The following is a 19,199-nucleotide window of genomic DNA, read 5'->3' as shown; positions in this document are numbered from 1 at the left end:
AGATTACTCCAGGCAGGTTTGCCGCTGGATGAGTTCCACCATTTTATTTATGGTAGCAATCTGCTCTATTTTCAACTCACTCACTTCCAGCTCAACCTGAAAGGTTTTTTCGATAAAAAGAATGATTTGCACGGTAAATAACGAGTGCACGAGCCCAAGAGAAAAAATATCGTCATCGTCATTCAACGTATACCCACGCAATGAGCGGGAGAGAAATTGCCGAATGGCGGCCTTCATGTCTTGCGTTTCCATATTCATATCCTTATCAGATTAATTTGGAATAACTGCTAGTCGTGCGCCTGTTGGTAACGATAAAACCCCTGCCCCGATTTCGCGCCCAGACACCCGGCATCAACCATTTTCTTTAACAAGAAGCAGGGGCGATATTTGTCATCATTAAAACTTTCATACAGCACCTGCAACGATTGGAGAATCGTGTCCAGGCCAATCAAATCGGCGGTTTGCAGCGGTCCCATCTTGTGCCCGAAGCAGGTTTTAAACAGCGTGTCGATATCCTCGGCGCGAGCGACCTGCTCCTGTACCATAAATATGGCTTCGTTAACAAAAATCATCATGGCGCGATTAGTGACAAAACCCGGTGAATCATTGACCACAATGCCGGTTTTCCCCATCTGAGAAAATAAATGATGAAATATTTCCAGCGTGCGCTCAGAAGTATGCACGCCGCGGATTAATTCGACGGTATGCATCAGCGGAACAGGATTCATAAAGTGGACGCCGACCACACTCTCCGGATGCTGAATTAATTTTGACAACGCCGTGATAGAGATGGCGGAAGTATTAACACCGAACACTGTCGATTCGCCGCAGATGGTGTTCATCCTGGCGTACAGCGCGTTTTTTCTCTCAATATCCTCGGTGATATTCTCAATCACCAAGTCACATTCTGCAATATCATCCAACTCGGTGGTAAAACGGATATTCCCCATTATCTCCGCCGTACTGCGGGTGCTTTTTTTATGCTGCGGATGAAAATGATATAAGCGTAAATTTGCTTCAATCATCTGTCGGCATTTATCCAGTTGAGCCTGGGAAATATCCACAACGGTGGTTGATATGCCGTATTGCGCCATATTATGGGCGACGCCAGTTCCCATTATGCCTGCACCTATTACCGCCACATTCATCATTTCGCTCCTTTACTGACAGGCTGTTTCCAGGTTGTCTTCGCCCCCCAGTTGTGCCGCGATATGCGCGTAGATACTGCGCGGATTGGGGGTTTCCATCAGGGCCAAAAGATCGATATGTACATTGAAATCGCGTTCTAAGCGGGAGGTCAGCTGCGTCACCAGCAGCGAATGCCCGCCCAGTTCGAAAAAGTCGTCGTCCAACCCGACCGGCGCAATTTCCAGCAACTGCTCCATCAGCCCGATGATATGTTGCATGGCCGGCGACTGCGCAGCCACGAAAGGCACGCTTAACACGGGACGTGCCTGATAAGGGCGGCGCGTTTCGGGTCCCGCCACGGGCTGTGTCTCCTCGCTGGCCGTTGCCCGCGCGGGCAATGGGTAGTGGTTGCGTGCGAAGGGATACGCTGATGCGCTGCCGCGTTGCGGCAGCGACGCGCCGTACCACGTGGCCCAATCAACATCGATGCCCGCACACCACAGCTGCGCCACGTAGCGCAGTACTCCCCCGCGTTCGCCCGTTTCCGGCTGCAGCCTGACCCAGTTGGTACCGCGACAGCCCACACCCTGCTCTCGGGTATCCGCCAACAGCGCTTCGCTCCAAAACCCTCTGTCGTCACGCTGTGCATCGTTGATGGGATATCCCTGCCAGGCAAGCTTGTAGCCGGGGGTGGGCACATGGCGTTCAGGAAGCGTGAGATGAAGCGCCTTTTGCTCCATTTCCCACAGCAGACGCAACACCTCTTGCCTCGCCATCACGCCGCTGGCTGCGGCGGCAGGCAAGAGGCCTGCTCCGGCACCCGACAACAGCGTCAAGGCCGGCAGCAGAGCCATCCAGGTTTTCAGCGCGGCTATCGTCTGGCAACCTCTGATCAGCAGGCTATCCGCCTGCGCCGCCCACGCTTCAGGGTGGCGATAGGCGGGCGGAATGCTCATGTCGTTGAGTAACACCGTCAGGGCCGCCACTTCGCGTTGATAATGCGCCGAGTGCGCCAGCAAATGTGCATAGGCACCATCGCAGGTTGTACGCAGATCCGGGCAGTGCAGACCCCAGGGCGCGTCAGGCATCAGGGTATCCAGCGATTCCAGCACCGTCTGCGTGCCGTCGCTTTCCACTTGTATCACTCGGCGGCAGTCAAACGCAGGTCTCGCCACTTGTTGCATGTAGGCCAACGTTGCTGCATCGAGGGTAGCCGGCAACGGGGCAAGCTGTTGCGTCAGCGCATCCAACTGCTCGTGAGAAGGCGCGGAGAGCGGAACAAACACCCGCGCACGCACCTGGTCATCACGCACCGTGGGATTCAGCCCTTCCAAAATCACATGCACATTGGTGCCGCCAATGCCAAAAGAGCTGACGCCAGCGCGGGGCGGCGTCTCCGATACGGGCCAGTCCTGCGGCTGCGTCGGGATATAAAACGGTGAATGTGCCAGGTCCAGCTTCGGGTTAGGCGTTCGGTAGTTGGCGAGCGGCGGGATAGTCCGGTGATAAAGCGCCAGCGCCGTCTTTATTAGCCCAGCCACGCCCGCCGCCGCGTGGGTGTGGCCGATGTTCGCTTTCACCGCCCCCAGCGCGCAGTAGTGGCGGCGCGAGGTGTCGAACGCCTCCGTCAACGCGGCGAACTCGATAGGATCGCCAATACGGGTGCCGGTACCATGGGTTTCAACGTAGCCGATGCTTTCCGGGCTCACTTCTGCCAGATGACAGGCCGCGCGAATGACCGCCTTCTGCCCGTCATGGCCGGGCGCAGCAAAGCCGATTTTTTGTTTACCGTCGTTGTTGACCGCGCTGCCTCGGATCACGGCGTAGATGCGATCGCCCGCCGCCAGTGCATCCTCCAGGCGCCGAAGCACAACCACGCCCGCGCCGTCGCCAAACAAGGTGCCGGAAGCCTGACTGTCAAAAGGACAGCAGTGGCCGTCGGTGGCATGGATCATGCCCTGCTGACAGAAATAACCTGATTTCTGCGGTAAATCGATGGTAATTCCTCCCGCCAGCGCCAGATCGCATTCGCCGAACAGCAAGCTGCGGCAGGCGATGTGCGTTGCACTCAGGGAAGTGGAACAGCTGGTGTAGAGGCTATACACCGGGCCGTTGAGATTAAGGCTGTAGGCAATGAAATGGGCGATAAGATCTTTGTGGCCATAGATGCCGGACTCAAAGCGGTTCAGTGCATCGCCGTCAATCTGCGACAGCGAACGCCGAAGCCAATCCACATCCTCCGACGCCCCAAGGAAAACCCCGGTCAGCTGTTCGCCGGTGCGTTGGGCGTAGCCCGCATCTTCGAGCGCATGATAGGCAACTTCATGCAGCACGCGGGATTTCGGATCCAGCGCCTGCGCCTCTTTGTGACTGTATCCGAAAAATGCAGCATCGAAGTCGCATACGCCCTCAATATAGGGTTTGGCTCGCACATAGGCAGGGTTGTCCAGCGTCGACTGATCGACGCCCTCGGCCAGCAGCTCCTCCTGACTAAAGAAGGTGACGCACTCTTTACCCTGCACGATGTTTTGCCAGAATTCGTGCAACGTCCGGGACTGCGGAAAACGAACCGCCATGCCAATGATGGCGATTTCCATGCCGTTCATGTCGCTTGCGTATTCCATAAGCCTCATTACCTTTTTGCAGGGCGATGGCGCGCCCGGATTAATGCGAAGACGTGCGGTTGCTCGCAGTATTTTTCGCGATTTGCAAAGCGCGTTTAGCCGCCTGATTCGCGCGCGCTGTCGTCTGTGCAGCAGGCGGCGACGGGGGCGCACCCGGCTCGTCCTCCGGCGGCTGGCAAAACGCCGCCAGTTGGCGCACGGTGGCGTGGTTGTACAGCGACATCACGCTCACTTGCGGATAGTGACGCGCCATCTGCCCACTCAGTTGCACCATATCAAGTGACGTTGCCCCTAATTCGGCGTAGTTGTCGTCGAGGCCCACGCTGGCCAGTCCCAGATACTCTTCCAGGATCTGGCAGAGCACGCGTTCCACCTCGCGCGTCGCGGGGCTGTATGCCACGCCCATTTCTGGACGGGGCCGCTTTTTCACCGTCTGCAGAGCGATCGCATCGTCAGTGGCGGAAGATACGCCGCGGTCCACCCGGTTACCTCGCGCCAAGCGATCGATCGCCCGTGGCGAAAGCAGCACTTGCGCCCACGGGCTACGGGTGTGCAGCAACGGCCACAACTGGCGCATCGCCTCGGCGTTGCTCATGCTGAGCGCATAGCCACCGAGACGCCGTTCCGCCATCATGGCGTTCAGCCGGTCCATGCCCGCCGCAGTGCGGTGCATTACCACCACCTTGCCGATATGTTGCGGCGTAGTCAGGGTGGCGAAGGCGCGTGCAACCTCGGGCAGCGGTACGGATTTGCACGGCAGGAGCGGCAACGTGTTGTCGTCGATCCAGGCGACAATCTGTTGCAGGTAGCGGCTAAAAGCGCCCTGCGCCGCGTGGAAATTAATCGGAATAAAGGTGCCGCCTTGGGCGAAGAAACGCATCGGCAGAGCTCTGTCTTCCACGATGTCTTTGCTGCCCAGTTCAAGAAAACGGCCCAGTGGCGCCAGTAGAGCGAGGCTGGCGTCGAGCAGATGGCCAGTGAGGGAATTGAGGATCACATCCATCCCCTGCCCGTCCGATGCGGCCAGCAGACTGGCGGCGAACTGTTCGCTGTGCGAATCCGCCACGGCATGCACGCCCAACGAAAGCAGGTAATCGCGCTTCTGCGAGCTGCCTGCCGTGGCATAGATCTGTGCGCCACACTGTTTGGCAATATGGATCGCGGCCAAGCCAACGCCCCCCGCCGCGCTGTGGATCAACACCCGTTCTCCGGGTTGAAGGTTAGCGCGCACCACCAGCGCGTAATAGGCCGTGAGGTATGCGATGGGCAGCGCAGCCGCCTGTTCGATGCGGCAATGGGCCGGTTTTCTCACCACACAATCGCTTTCTACCCGCGCGTATTGCACAAAACCGCCGTTCAGCACCGCCATGACATCCTCACCCGGGGCGAATTCGGTGACATCTTTACCCACTCGGGTAATGCGTCCGGCGCATTCCAGTCCCAATTGCAGCGGCGCGTCCCCCGGCTGTTGCCGGAGCAGCCCCGTGTTGTACAGCACATCCTTAAAGTTCAGCCCGGTAGCCAGTACCTCAATCTCCACCTGTGAATCCCCCGGCGCCAGGCGCGGCGTCGGATACAGAGCCAGCTTACCTGCTCCCGACTCCTCAGAGGCCAGCCGCAATTGATAATTGTCGGCACTGGGCACGCGCAGTCGCGTGCCATCGTCGGCATCTTGCATGTGGATCTGTATCTTGCGCTTCACCAACGCCGCACAGCGGGCAATCAGCTTGCCTGCCGTGTCGTAGAGCGTGAAAGCGTAGCTGTCACCCTCCTCATCGTGCCGATTGACGGTCAGCGCCACGTGTAAGGTGGTCGGCAACGGGCGGTACAGGCGTAAATCTTGATAGAGGAAGGGCACCGAATCGGTGTGAAAATCGGGCAGTTGTTCGACAACGCTGCTGGCGATGTCCAACAATGCCGGGTGCAGCGCGAGCGCATCATCGGCGGCAACAGTGGGCAGGGACAACGTGGCGAAAACGTGAGTCTGTGCAGTGTTGCAGTACAGCTGTTGCACGCTGTGCCAGCGCGGCCCGTAGTGGAAGTGCGTGCTCGATAATCCCTGTGCCGGAGGCGTGATGGCGTGCATCTCGCGCATCAGACTCGTGAGATCGTACGCGCCGTTCTCATCCGCAGTCAGGCGCGTCGCCCTGCCTTTGGCATGGGTGGTCAGCGTACCGCTAAAGCGCTCTGTCATTGACTTCACCTCGACGCTCACCCCCTGCCCGTCAGGTAAAATGTCAACGAACACGTCAGCGCATCCGTCATCCATCACACTCAACGGGGCCAAAAAGACCAGTTCATCAATGCAGATTTGGTCTTGCGCAAGGTAGTGGCGCAGGGCTTCATACGCCAGCGCCAGATAGCCGGTCCCCGGCAGCGTGGCAACACCGGATATCCGGTGCTCTTCCAGCAGCCAATCGGATGCGGGGGACAAGCGCGTATAGTAGCTGGCGCCAGCACCTTGTCGTTTATAAGCCTGTAGCAGCGTTCCCGTCGTCAATGGACGCAGGCCTCGCAGGACGTCGTATTCACTGCCGTTTATGGCATCCAGCAACATGCCCTGTTCACGCAATGCATCCCACCCGATGCTGAGCGCATTCACTCCGTAGCGGGTACGCAGTTGCTGTGCCAGCGCATCCAGATAGGCGCTGGCGGCGGCATAGCCTGTCTGGCCAATCTCCGCATTCACGGCAGCCAGCGAGTTACAAAACAACAACAGCAGGCGCTCATCCAGCAAATTCCGTTGCGCTAACGCATGCAGCACGTTATCGGTGCCTTGTCCTTTTACCGCCAGCGTGTCGCGTAGCGCAGATTCGCTCAGTTGATGCAGTGTCAATGCGGTGGTGGCGTCGGCGGCAAAAATCACGCCATCCAAACGGCCATAACGTTCGAGTAGTGTCGCCAGACAAGCGTTAACCTCCTCCGCCTGCGTTACGTCACAGTGGATGACGTCTAATTCGGCCTGCCGTACCAGTTCGTGGCAATACCCGGCGCGACTGCTCAGCACCACGCGACTCCCCTCACGCCGTGCAAACGCTTCACCGATCACGCGACCAATGCCCTTTTCACCACCGATGATCCACAACACGCTGCCCGGCAGACATCCTGCCTGAGGAGGTAAATTCGCCAACAGCCGTGTCGGAGTAAAGCTCCGCAGGTAGGGCATGCCCTGCCTGAGCGCCATTACCGTCTCTTGCGGGGCCAAACGCCGACTGAGCCAGCTTAGGTTCTCGTCACTGCCCTGCGCATCAATGTCGATCAACCGCACTTCGGTTGGACGCAACTCTTGGGCCAGCACGTTTACGGCACCGGACAATGCCGCCAGCGCCGGGTCGGCGTTATCCTGTTCCAGTACGCGGAACGCACCCTGGGTCAGTACCGTCAGGGACGCCAGCAGCGGGGAGCCGTGCGCGCACCAGCGAGCAACGCGGTAGAGCCCCGCGAGCGACTGCGCCAGTGACGAATCTACCGCCGCACCGGGTGCATAGAGGCAATGCAATTGATGGTAAGTCTTGTTCGCCAAAAGCGCGCTGACGCCCTGGAAATGCGCAAGAATACGGTCTTTATCCCACACCTCATCCTCTGGTGACGTCGGCAGCGGCACGGTGATGCTGTCGATTCCATTGTTCGTCAGTTGCTGCTGTAGCTTGCCACCATCGGCGCTAATGATGAGCGTCAACGCGCCTGGCGCATAGAACGCATCGTGCGAGGGGGCGTCGTGTATCCGCCACAGCACGCGTTGGAGCCACTCATCTTTTGGTCGGCGCAGAGGATGGGGGTGCTGACGATAACCGGAGAGCGCAGCGCCATAACGATAGTAATACGCCTGTTCGAAGGGGTAATCCGGCAACGGAATGTGCTTGCCGAGCGCCGACTGGTTGAAGCGCCGCCAGTCGATATTCACGCCCTTGACCCATAGCGCGGCCAGCGCACGGTGCAGAACGTGTTCGTCATCGATCGCCGCATTGGCTTTACGTAGCGTTGGCAGGGTCGGCTGATCGCGATATTGGCCGTGTCCTTGAATAAAGGTAGAAAGCGATTTCCCCGGCCCACATTCGACAAACAGCGTGGGTTCCACCAGTAGCTGTGCCGCGCCTTCATTGAACAACACGGCGTTGCGCACCTGCTGCACCCAGTAGTCAGGCGAGGTGGCCTGCTCTACGGTGATCCAGGTGCCGCTTACGTTAGAGATAAAGCGTTTGTGCGGCGCGTGCAGCGGGATTTGGCGCAGCAGTTGAGCGAAATCGTGCAACATCGGCGTCATCATGGCCGAGTGAAATGCGTGAGAAGTTTTCAGGCGCGTGTGCTGTATCTCACCCTCGGCTAAGCGCGCGCTCAAGCTGGAAATGGCTACCTGCTCGCCCGCAACCACGCAAAAGTGCGCGCTGTTATTCGCCGCCAGCTCAATACCCGATTCCGTCCCCAGCCACGGGGTCAGTTGCTCGCGACTGAGATAGACCGCCAACATGCTGCCAGGACGCATGGACTGCATCAAGCTTCCGCGCACCTCAATGACGCGCAGCGCATCCTCGAGGGTAAACACACCGGCGATGCAGGCGGCGACATATTCGCCCAGGCTGTGGCCGATCATGCTGTCCGGCGTAATCCCCAGGTCAATCAACGTGTTCGCCAAGCTGTATTCAACACAGAACAGCGCCGGTTGCGTGAACTGCGTCTGATCAATATCCCGTGTGTCCGCATCGTCAAACAGCAGCGCCTTGAAATCGACCATTGAATAGCGCTGTAAAGCAGCAAAACAGCGATCCATGTGCCGGCGAAACAAAGGCTGATGGGCATAGAGACCTTTAGCCATGCCGCGATATTGGCTGCCTTGACCGGGAAACATGAAGCAGATCTCCGCCGCCGCGCGCCGGCCGCTGAACGTGTCCGCCTGCAATACCGTAGTGCAAGAGAGATCGATTTTTGATCCTCGACTCACCAAATAGGCCCGCCGATAGTCAAAGGCCGTGCGTCCAGTTTGCAATGTATAAGCGACATCCGGCAGACGCACGCCCACCCCGTGCTTGACATATTCCAGCGTTGAGACCGCGCGCGCGTCCAGCGCGGCAGGCGTTTTAGCGGAAAATAGCAACAGGTAGTCGTCGCGCACCCGCGCCGCTGAAGGGTCGCCCTCATGCTGATGCGCTTCCAGCGCGATGTTGGCATTAGTGCCGCCGATACCGAAGGCGCTCACCAATGCACGGCGCGGTCGCGTCGGCGGCCACGGTTGCGCTTGCGGGTTAACGTACAGTGCGGAACGCGACAGATCGATAGCGGGATTGAGTTGACGAAAGTGCGCCGTTGGCGGCAGCACCTGATGATGCAGGGCGAGCGTCGTTTTGATGACGCCCGCCACCCCCGCAGCCGAGTTGAGGTGACCGATGTTGCTTTTTAGCGCCGATACCGCACAAACCGGGGCCGATGCGGGGCCAAACACCTCATTGAGCGCCCGCAACTCAATAGGATCGCCCAGCATCGTGCCGGTGCCGTGCGCTTCCACCAATCCGATGCTGTCGCTATCAAAATCGGCACGGCGCAAGCTGGCGCGGATCACCGCCGTCTGCCCGGTCACGCTCGGCGCGGTATAGCCGATCTTGTTATTGCCATCATTGTTGACCGCCGAGCCTTTTATCACCCCATAGATACAGTCCCGATCCGCCAGCGCGTCATCCAGACGTTTCAGCAGCAGCATCCCCACGCCATCGCCGGTGACGGTGCCAGACGCTTGGCTATCGAAGGGACGACAGACGCCATCTCGCGCATTGATCATGCCTTCATGGTATTCATAGCCCCGGTAAGCCGGCATTTCGATGGAGACACCGCCCGCCAACGCCGCATCGCAATCCCGGTTACGCAGCGCGTTGCAGGCCTGATGGATTGCCACCGCCGAGGTGGAGCAGGCCGTGTCCAGCGTCACGGCGGGCCCCGTGAGGTTGAGCGCATGGGCAATCAACGCCGTGACGGCGTGGATATTCAGGATACTGGCCTTATACAGGGCGGTGGCGTCGGGGGTGTCTTGCATCACCGCATTGAGCCAGTGGGGCGATGTCAGCAACCCGGCATAAAGGCCAATCGCGCCAGCAAAAGTCACAGGATCGCACCCGGCGTGTTCCAGCGTTTGCCAGCAGCACTGATGCAATAGCCGAATTTGCGGATCCATACGCTCCGCGTCGTTGGGGGTATAGCCAAAGAAATCCGCGTCAAACCATTCGTGGTCGTCAATAACCCCTTTGGCCTTTATGTAATTCGCTTGCTTGAGCTTATCTGCCGCCAGGCCATGCGCACGCAATTCCTCATCGCTGAACAGGGTTAACCCTGATTCTCCGCCAGCGACCAGCGACCACAACGCCGCAATATTCGCCGCGCCGGGGAAGCGCCCCGCCATCCCGACAATCGCCACCGGCATATCGCTGTAGGCAACAACGTGCGTTGGCGCCGCGTCCTCCGGCGGCGGCACCGCAGTACTGAGAAAACGCGTGAGCGCCGCCAGAGTGGGATATTTAAAGAGATCGGTAATATCAATCTCTAGACCAAGTTGCCGCTTAACCTCCCCTTTCACCCTAATGGTATCCAGTGAGGTGCCGCCGAGCGCGAAAAAGGAGGCGTTGCCATCAATGTCTTGTCTATCGAGCACGCGTTGCCAGATGGCATGCAGCGCCCGTCCCACTTCGCCATGCGCCACTGAAGCCGTGGCAGGCGCTGCATGGCGCTGTGCGACGGGCAAGAGATGCCGCAACTGCGCCAGGTTGGCCTTACCGCTGTGACTTTTGGCAATCTCCGTCACCACCACCAATGATTCCGGGATGGCGAATGGCGGCAGTGTGTCAGCCAATTGTCCGCGTACTTCAGCCTCGTCATAGCCATCATTGACGCAGACCACCGCCGCAATATGCAGCGTATCGCGCACTCGGTGAGGAACCACCACCGCCTCGAGAATGTCGGCGCACTCCAGCAAGCGTTGCTCGATCTCTCCGGTTTCGATTCGTTGTCCGTTGATCTTGATTTGACCATCTTTGCGGCCAAAACAGTCAACACAGCCATCATCCAGCAACCGGGCATAATCGCCGGTTTTGTACATCATGCCGCCGGGAATGAAAGGATCGGGGATAAAGACCGCTGCGCTCAGTGCCGGATTGTTCTGATAGCCGAGAGCGACCCCCTCTCCCCCCGCCACCAGTTCGCCGAGGGCACCGATGGGCAACAAATGCCCGTGGAGATCGGTAATGTAGAGCGAGGTGCCCGGCACAGCATGGCCAATCGGCACTCGGGCGGGTTGCGGTCCGTTGAAGCGGTACGCAGTGGTAAAGATGGTGTTTTCCGTCGGCCCGTAGCCGTTCGTCACCGTCAGATGCGGGTATTTCTGCATCACGTCGTTGATGTGCCGCGCGGATACTGCCTCGCCGCCCACCGTTATACGTTGTAGCAGGCCGAAGAAATCGCCGCCTTCCGCCACATAGGTGTTAAACAAGGATGAGGTAAACCAGGCGCGCGTCACCTGTTCATGAGCGATCGTGCGGCGAATGCGATCAACATCGAGTAACGCCAATTTGCTGAGCAATACCAGCTTGCCGTGGTTGAGCAAGGTAGACCACATCTCAAACACCGAAACATCAAACTCGAACGGGCAGGTCAGCAGCGTTGTCTCGCCGGTCATCACCTTCAGCGGGCTGTCGCCTTGCATCAAGCGCAGCAAACTGCGGTGCGCCACCGCAATGCCCTTGGGTTTGCCCGTCGACCCCGATGAGTAAATCACATAAGCGCGAGAATCCGGCGTGATAGCCGGGAATTCCACTGGCGGCGCGGCGGGGAATGCATACAGATCACCCTGTGCAACCCGCAATGCGTCCAGTGATTTGCCATGCACCAGCAGCAGTGTCAAACCGCTGTCGTCAATAATTTCCTGCATCCGGCCCACAGGGTAGTCGGGACTCATGGGCACATAAGCGGCGCCGATCGTCATGATGGCGATGATGGCAACCACGGTGTTTACCCGGCGTTCGCTAATAACACCTACCGCATCGCCAGCCGTAATGCCCTGCTGTACCAAATAGGCCGCGAGCCGTTCGGCCCTTGCTGCCAACTCACGATAGGTCAACGCGCACTGCTCATCCACCACGGCGATCTGCTCTGGAGAGTCCGCAACAACCCGATGAAATTGTTCGATGACATGAGATTGGTTATCCCAATCCCGGCACGCCATGCGGTCCACATAGGGTTGAAGTGCCTGCGTCTGCTGGCGCGGGGTCAGGTTTACCAACGCGGCGATGGGCCGCAGCGGATCCTCCACCAGTTGTTCAAGCAGGTAACTCAGGTGCGCCAGCAACGCACGCGCCATGCCGTCGGTCAGGTAGCGGGTGGCGTAGGCGAGACTGAAACGGAATCCCTCCTGCTGGGTAACGGTCAAGGTCAGCGGATAGTGCGTTTGTTCCTGTACGCCAAGATGGCGAATCGCCACGGACGACGTACCTGACAGCAAGGCCGCATCGACCGGGTAATTCTCCAGTACCACCAAGGTATTAAAGAGGTCGCCGACCTGGCTCTCTTCCTGCGCCAGTCGCTGTATGTTGGCTAAGGCATCATGCTCACAGTCGTAGTGCGTCATTAATGTCTGATGCATACGCTGTACATGTTGCAACAGCGTTGCGCCATCATCGCGCAAGCGTAGCGGCAACGTGTTAATAAATAGCCCCAGCGTTTCTTCTATGCCATCAATCGGCACGTTTCGCCCCGATACCGTCGCGCCGAACACCACATCGTCAGCATAACACCAGCGTTGGAGCATTATGCCCCACGCCACATAGAAGAACGGTGCGGGGGTGATACGGTGCTCGCTGCACAGGGCCTGTATTTTCTGACACACATCCGCCGAGAGGGTGATCTCTGCTTGATGTTTTTGATTCAAATAAGGATTATTCTCGGCCTCAGTGTCGGTATGAGGTTGCGCCAGTCGCGCGATGCTGGTTGGCGTTCCCCCTTGAAGATATTTCGCCCAATAGTCCCGTTGAAAGGTGTGTCGTCGGGCTGCCAAAGCGTCTACAAGGGGCTTCAGGGATGAGGGGAAAATGACACTGTCATCCCTCACACCACTAGCCACGGCAACGCCATAGAGTTGGAGCAACTGTGTCATAAAAAGGGATAAGCTCCAGCCGTCCATCACTATGTGGTGGTAAGAGAGAATAAAGGCACTCTCTTTCGCTGACTGAATAAGATAGGCGCGGACCGGTATAGAATTTAAGGCGAAAGGATAACGTAAATCAGTCTGTAACAGTTGGGGGATTATGGCATCAATACCTTCATCCGGTGGGATCGAGATGATGCCTTCATTGAGTGGGCAACGTAATTCACCCTCCTCACCGTTTAACACATATATTTCCGGCAACACATCCGTGTTCACCACCTGACAGGGATGATCGTCCATATCCCAATGATATTCCGTGCGGAAACACTCATGCTTGCGAAATAACACTTCTAACGCCCACTGAAAGTGGGCACTTTCTACACACTGGGAAAAAATGCACGTAAATTGCTCATGATAGTTATGCTTCACCTCTTCGTTTAACGAATGGAATAAGAACCCTTGTTGACTAGGTGTTAACGGAAAGTGATTACGTATGACCTTGTCAGTACACAGAGAATATCCAGAGGTGTTATCCATAACTCACTACCTTATTTATAATTCAAATATTTCAAGTGAATAATAACTACTGGGATTTGTTACAACTAAACTTAACATAGCCTTTCCAATCGCATACCTACCCACAAGGATAGTTTTTTATCGTACAATAATATAATTTACCCACATTTAATCACTAATTAGAATAAGCATTAGCACGGCAATCCATCTCTCTAATATTAAAGGAATTTTCCATTTTAAGCGGTGTGGTTCATTGCCAGAGCCCCACACGAGTTCACGTGGGTAACCACATTTTCCCTTTCATGTTGCAGACAATATGAAACGCTAATAATAAGTGAGTAATTAACTCATAGACCGAACTATTCAGTCTGTATATAAGCCGCTAAACCAGGCGTCTTCCAGAGCACAACCACATGATTGGTGTGAAGGAATACAGACACTCCTTTACGACCTGGAAACATGATGTATATAACATTAATTATGTATGACACTTCCTTACATTAAGAAATGTTGTATCCTGCGTTTTTCTTTTTTTGAAAACCGCAAAACCTAACCATATTCATGACATGTTTTCAAACAACGGAATGTAGTATGAAAAAAGACCTGGAAAACAACACGTTGTCTCTGCGTGAAAGGCAAGTGTTGCGCATGCTAGCACAAGGCGATGAGTACACTGAAATATCACAAAATCTTAACATATCTGTAAACACGATAAAATTTCATGTGAAGAACATCAAGCATAAAATACAAGCCAAGAATATCAACCATGCAATACACATTGCTGATAAGGGTGAGATTATCTAAATTAGCGTAGCCCTGCTCGTTGGCCATACTGTTTTTTCCTTCGAAAGAATATGGATGGCCCTCTTGACTCTTTCCATGAAGAAAGATAAGTCGGGCTCAACAGCATTGCCTTGTTACAGGTACAGAAATATGTATTTTAAATCGCGCGCCAATCAATAAAACAACCAGCAGGATGATAACCTGATCGCTATTGCAATCATGGACATTTAGCACGGACGGATACAGTAGCAATAGCCATCAGTTCACACTATAAACTTGATGTCAACATCGAAAAAAGAGATGTTTGCCGATATATTACTGGGATATAGCGCTAGATATACTACAAACCACTATCGCGGCTGTCATTTGGGGTGTATTGATTGCAATTTGCATAGCGAACGCTATCACATCGTTCATTTTCTGCCGTCAGTACCAAGTCAAATAGCATACATTTGCTAACTCAAACCCAATGCTCGAAGCAAGCTGGCGTTATCGGGCTTGGTTCAATGAGTAAGCTCTATAATCTCTTGAAAAAATCAGTGCTGACACACTGCGCTCCGAGCGGGCTTTTTGCCTTTCAGCCGCCCTCAAAAGCTGCGTTTCGCCACCAGGTAGGCGCCCGCCACCAGTAACAAGGCGCCGAACAACGCCGGCAGATTCTCGCGCAGCGCCGCCGGACCGGCGCGATAGGCATCGGCCAACAGCCCCATGCACAGCTGGCTGGCGACCAGGATCGAGATGGTGGCCGCCGCCCCCAGCTTTTGGTAACCCAAAATGCCGGCGAACACGAACAGCGACCCCAACAGCCCCGGCAACAGCATCCACCACCTGGCGGCGCCGGTCACTTCAGCTACCGCGCCGAGACCGTTTTTGGCCAGCAGCAGCCCCATCAGCAGCAGCAAACCGACGCTGGAGTTGATCACCAGCGTGATAAGGATGGTCGAGACGCTTTCGGTAATGCGCACCATCAGCAGATTCTGCACCACCAGCCCCATTCCCGCCGCCACCAGTAGCAACAGCATATTCATCGCTCTGTCTCCCGGGATCAGCGCGCGGGCGGCGTGGCCCGCTCGTCCAGCTTCAGCTGCAGGAAGGTCAGATCCAGCCATTGGCCGAATTTGGCGCCCACCTGCTCCATACGCCCCACCTCATGGAATCCCTGCGCCAGATGCAGTTTGATGGAGGCCTGGTTGCCGGATTCAATGCCGGCCACCATCACGTGCTTGCCGATCTCCCGCGCCCGTGCGATCAGGGCGATCAACAGCGCTTTGCCAATCCCCTCTCCGCGATGCGCCTGATGGACATACACCGAATGTTCCACGGTATGCCGATAGCCGTCCCAGGCGCGCCAATCACCGAACGACGCATAGCCGAACGCCTCGTCCGCACCGTTCACCGCCACCAGCACCGGGTAGCCCGCCGCCTGGCGTTCGCCGATCCAGGTTGCGCGGTTGGCCGCATCCACGGTTTGTTCATTCCAGATGGCGGTGCTGTTCAACACCGCGTCGTTATAGATAGCGGCAATCGCCGCGCTGTCGTTGAGCGTCGCATTTCGTATAATCATGGTTTACCCCGGCCAATTGTCCACTATAATACTACGATATGAATATTAAATTAGACAATCTAAATCAGCTGATCGGCGCGCGCATTCGCATTGAACGCGAGGCGCGCCACTGGTCGCTGTCCGATCTGGCCGAACGGGCGGGCGTATCGCGGGCGATGGTTCATAAGATCGAACGCGGCGAGAGCAGCCCGACGGCGATGCTGCTGGGCAGACTGGCGGGCGCGTTCGGTCTCAGCATGTCCAAGCTGATCGCCCGGGCGGAAACGCAGGAAGGCCGACTGCTGCGCCGGGAAGAACAACCGGTGTGGGTCGATCCGGAGAGTGGCTACGTGCGGCGCCACGTTTCGCCGCGCACCGATCTGCCGCTCGATCTGGTGCGCATCGAACTGCCGGCCGGCGCGGCGATCCCGATGCCGGCTTCGGTGTATGCGTTCAAGCGTCAGCTAATTTGGGTGTTATCCGGTGAGCTGCTGTTTGTTGAGGGTGAGGCGCGCCACGAAATGGCCGAGGGAGACTGCCTGGAGCTCGGCCCACCGGCGGACTGCCGCTTTGAAAACCGTAGCGACCAACCGTGCGTGTATATGGTGGCGGTACTGAGCGCCGCCTGACGGCTTGCATGCGTTAACTTTGCATCGGTCGGTTATAGCCGGCGCGGAAAAACTTCTCCGCCAGCCGGTTATCGCCGCCAGAGAAGAACTCGCTCATCGGCTCGCTGCCGAGGCCATAGGCGCGGCTGAGCTGCCCGGCCTCAAACGCCGCCCGGTTCTCGTCGCCGCAGCGCTGCGCCAAATGGTGCGCATAGCCGAGCACGAAACCGCGCTTGTAGTCGGAGCAAAAGCGCGACAGCTCCGCCTCCGGCTGCAGATTCTCCGCCTTTAACCCCGCCAACAGCCCTTTGCCAAAATGATCCCCCACGGTTTCCTCCTCATCATGCAATCGCTATATAACGAAATATACAGCGAATAGGCGAGCGAGAATATACTCCCAAAGTTTTACTCGCCGCATAAAAAAGGCCCGCCAGGCGGGCCTCGGCGAGCGCAAGCGATCACAGCGTGAAGTTCAGCCCTTCGCTGACGGTCTTGCCGAGCGGCAGACGACCCGACGGCGTTTCTTTTTCCTGCAGAAAATCCGGCAGGCGAGCTTTGTCGCCCGGTTTGCCGATCGCCACCATGGCGTGCACCGCATAGTCGTCCGGCAGCTGCAGCGCCGCTTTGATCTTATCGTGGTGGATGCCGCTCATGCAGTGGGTCAGCCAGCCTTTCAGGTGCGCCTGATGCGCCAGGTTGGCCCAGGCGGCGCCGGTATCAAACGCATGAGTCGGATTGTCCACCAGCCGCTCGCCGTTCAGGCTGGTGGTTTTGGAGACGATCACCACCAGCGCCGAGGCGTGCTGCGCCCAGCCGCGGTTGAAGTCGATCAGAAACTCCAGATAGCTCTCCCAGCTGTCGGAACCGTGCTTGCTGTAGGCGAAGCGCCACGGCTGAATGTTGTAGGCCGAAGGCGACCAGCGCGCCGCTTCAAAGAAGCTGAGCAGCGTCTGATCGTCGATGGCGTCGTTGGCCATGGCACGCGGCGACCAGCGTTCAATAAATTGTGCATCAATCGGGTAATCGGAAGTTCTTGGCTGGCTCATGGTAGGTTCTCGCAGTGAAGTAAAAACAAAAGTTCGCTGATATTCCCACAGCTTAGGACGATAAAACTTTTATTTCGTGCCATTGCCCTGCGGCAGTTCCTGCTGCAGCCAGGCGAGGAATGCCCTGACCGGCGGATGCCGTTCGCGCCCCGGTGCGCACAACACGCTGTACGCGGCGCCCGGTACGCTCACCTCCGGCCGGTACGCCACCAACAGACCGTTGTCCACCATATCGGACACCATCACCGAACTGGCGAGCACCAGCCCCTGTCCGGCCACCGCCGCCTGCAGGGCGTAATGCTCCTCGTGATAGCTGCGCATCGCCGCATGGCGCTGCCACCAGTCTACGCCCGCGGCTCGGCACCAGTCATGCCAGCCGCTGTCGTACAGAGCAGAATCCCCCCACTTGACGGTGATCAGCACCGGATTTTCCGGCGGAGCGGCGGCCAGCCCCGGCGCGGCATAGACGCCAAAGTTTTCCTCCAGGCGCGCCGTCTGATGCAGCGCGGGATAATGCGCGCGGCTGTAGCGCACCGCCACGTCCACGCTGGCGTCCTGCTGCAGATCGATCACCTCGGCGCAGGCCTCCAGGCGCACCAGATAGTGCGGATGCGCCTGGTAGAAACGGCCCAGGCGCGGCACCAGCCACAGCGCCGCGAAAGAGTGCGTCACCGAGACGCACAGCGATCCGCTGCTGGGCTGCGGCCGCAGGCCCTCGAGCGTGGCGGCGACATCCAGCAGCGCGCCGTGCACTCCGGCAAACAGCGTTTCCCCTTTCGCCGTCAGCTGCACGCCGCGCGGCAGCCGCTGAAACAGCGCAAATCCCAGCTGCTGTTCCAGCGCTTTTATCTGGTGTGAAATCGCCGTTGGCGTTACCGCCAGCTCGGCCGCCGCCAGCTTGAAGCTGTGCAGACGAGCGGCGGATTCAAAAGTGCGCAGTGCGTTGACGGGCAGCGTGGCGAACATGGTGAAACCCCTACAGGTGAATTTAATTCATCCTGGCAGAAAAGCCGTCATTTGTCGTCTGCCAACGTTAGTTTCTAAAGTAAGGCTGAAATCGCTTAACAAAAAGGAATATGACATGAATACAACTCATCAACCCAAGCGTTTGGTGGTATTGGTCGGCAGCCCGCGCCGCGATGGCAACAGCGCCACGCTGGCGCAGGCGATCGTGGCGGGCGCCGCCGAAGCCGGCACGTCCGCCAGCCTGCATTTTCTCGATGATTACCTGAGCGGTTTTCTGAGCGACGAGCGGCATACGCCGGCGCCGGCCGATCGCTACGCCGAGCTGTTTCTGGAACACTTCCTGCCGGCCGACGGCGCGGTGTTTTGCACGCCGATTTACTGGTACGGCATGTCGGCACAAACCAAGGCCTTTTTCGATCGCTCGTTCAGTTTCTATTCCAACGCCTACCCTCAGGCGGCGGAGGTGCATCAACGCATGAGCGGCAAGCGCATCGGGCTGGCGGTGGCGTCGGAAGAGACCTACCCCGGCGCGGCGCTGGGTATCGTGCATCAACTCCAGGAGTTCAGCCGCTACACCCACTCTGAATTCGTCGGGCTGGTGCACGGCGCCGGCAACCAACGCGGCGAAATCGCCCGCGATCCGCGCAACCCGCTGCAGGCCGCCCGCGCGCTGGGGCGCGAGATCTTCACCCGCCCCTACTCGGATTATCAGATGGACAGCCCACGCAGCACGCAGGTCTGGGAGGAGTAGGCGCGGTGCAGCAATTGCAAGCATAACGTTAGCATCTGTCGCAATCTGTTGCGGGCCATTGGCCCGCCGTTGCCGCGCTTGTATGATACGACGCGGCGCCAGACGGTGGCCGCCTT

Annotated in this window: 12 protein-coding genes; 3 read left to right on the top strand and 9 right to left on the bottom strand. The window is 57.6% G+C overall.

Annotated features, from left to right (window positions below):
* Positions 1 to 3 precede the first annotated feature (3 nt).
* From clbE to clbB, 4 genes are read right to left on the bottom strand one after another with little or no spacing between them, the layout of a single operon-like run.
* Positions 4 to 252, bottom strand: a complete 249-nt coding sequence (clbE, locus tag ACRAWE_RS03550) for a colibactin biosynthesis aminomalonyl-acyl carrier protein ClbE (RefSeq protein WP_253328594.1) — start codon at positions 250 to 252, stop codon at positions 4 to 6.
* A 35-nt stretch (positions 253 to 287) separates the two neighbouring features.
* Positions 288 to 1,151, bottom strand: a complete 864-nt coding sequence (gene clbD / locus ACRAWE_RS03545) for a colibactin biosynthesis dehydrogenase ClbD (RefSeq protein ID WP_432524834.1) — start codon at positions 1,149 to 1,151, stop codon at positions 288 to 290.
* Positions 1,152 to 1,160: 9 nt separating this feature from the next.
* Positions 1,161 to 3,752: a colibactin polyketide synthase ClbC gene (gene clbC / locus ACRAWE_RS03540; protein ID WP_432524832.1), complete on the bottom strand. Its 2,592-nt coding sequence runs from the start codon at positions 3,750 to 3,752 to the stop codon at positions 1,161 to 1,163.
* Between the two features lie 40 nt (positions 3,753 to 3,792).
* The gene (clbB, locus tag ACRAWE_RS03535) at positions 3,793 to 13,407 is read right to left on the bottom strand and encodes a colibactin hybrid non-ribosomal peptide synthetase/type I polyketide synthase ClbB (RefSeq protein ID WP_432524830.1); all 9,615 of its coding nucleotides are present in this window, start codon (positions 13,405 to 13,407) and stop codon (positions 3,793 to 3,795) included.
* 570 nt (positions 13,408 to 13,977) lie between these two features.
* Here clbB and ACRAWE_RS03530 point away from each other — a divergent pair.
* Positions 13,978 to 14,190 (top strand): helix-turn-helix domain-containing protein, encoded by a 213-nt coding sequence (locus ACRAWE_RS03530; protein WP_432524828.1) that lies wholly within the window; start codon positions 13,978 to 13,980, stop codon positions 14,188 to 14,190.
* A gap of 566 nt (positions 14,191 to 14,756) precedes the next feature.
* Here the strand turns inward: ACRAWE_RS03530 and ACRAWE_RS03525 are convergent.
* Both ACRAWE_RS03525 and ACRAWE_RS03520 read right to left on the bottom strand, forming a co-directional pair.
* Entirely contained in the window at positions 14,757 to 15,197 is a 441-nt protein-coding gene (locus ACRAWE_RS03525) for a DMT family transporter (RefSeq protein ID WP_019452494.1), read from the bottom strand.
* Between the two features lie 17 nt (positions 15,198 to 15,214).
* The gene (locus ACRAWE_RS03520) at positions 15,215 to 15,733 is read right to left on the bottom strand and encodes a GNAT family N-acetyltransferase (RefSeq protein WP_432524825.1); all 519 of its coding nucleotides are present in this window, start codon (positions 15,731 to 15,733) and stop codon (positions 15,215 to 15,217) included.
* 38 nt (positions 15,734 to 15,771) lie between these two features.
* Between ACRAWE_RS03520 and ACRAWE_RS03515 the strand changes: the two genes are divergently transcribed.
* Entirely contained in the window at positions 15,772 to 16,341 is a 570-nt protein-coding gene (locus ACRAWE_RS03515) for an XRE family transcriptional regulator (protein ID WP_019452492.1), read from the top strand.
* Positions 16,342 to 16,354: 13 nt separating this feature from the next.
* On the opposite strand, the gene ACRAWE_RS03510 is transcribed toward ACRAWE_RS03515, so the two are convergent.
* From ACRAWE_RS03510 to ACRAWE_RS03500, 3 genes are all read right to left on the bottom strand, one after another.
* Positions 16,355 to 16,648 carry a DUF2623 family protein gene (locus ACRAWE_RS03510; RefSeq protein ID WP_063917902.1) on the bottom strand — a complete coding sequence of 98 codons (294 nt, stop codon included), beginning with the start codon at positions 16,646 to 16,648 and terminating at the stop codon, positions 16,355 to 16,357.
* A gap of 130 nt (positions 16,649 to 16,778) precedes the next feature.
* Positions 16,779 to 17,366, bottom strand: a complete 588-nt coding sequence (locus ACRAWE_RS03505; RefSeq protein ID WP_211130273.1) for a nitroreductase family protein — start codon at positions 17,364 to 17,366, stop codon at positions 16,779 to 16,781.
* Positions 17,367 to 17,435: 69 nt separating this feature from the next.
* The gene (locus ACRAWE_RS03500) at positions 17,436 to 18,332 is read right to left on the bottom strand and encodes a LysR substrate-binding domain-containing protein (RefSeq protein ID WP_154746480.1); all 897 of its coding nucleotides are present in this window, start codon (positions 18,330 to 18,332) and stop codon (positions 17,436 to 17,438) included.
* Between the two features lie 115 nt (positions 18,333 to 18,447).
* On the opposite strand from ACRAWE_RS03500, the gene ACRAWE_RS03495 reads away from it, so the two are divergent.
* The gene (locus ACRAWE_RS03495) at positions 18,448 to 19,083 is read left to right on the top strand and encodes a flavodoxin family protein (RefSeq protein ID WP_019452488.1); all 636 of its coding nucleotides are present in this window, start codon (positions 18,448 to 18,450) and stop codon (positions 19,081 to 19,083) included.
* Positions 19,084 to 19,199: the final 116 nt, after the last annotated feature.

The sequence above is a fragment of the Serratia sp. BFP-2025 genome (assembly GCF_050880365.1).
Taxonomy (GTDB): domain Bacteria; phylum Pseudomonadota; class Gammaproteobacteria; order Enterobacterales; family Enterobacteriaceae; genus Serratia; species Serratia surfactantfaciens.
The sequence above is the reverse complement of the archived record's forward strand: the minus strand, read 5'-3'. Positions and strand labels throughout refer to the sequence as shown.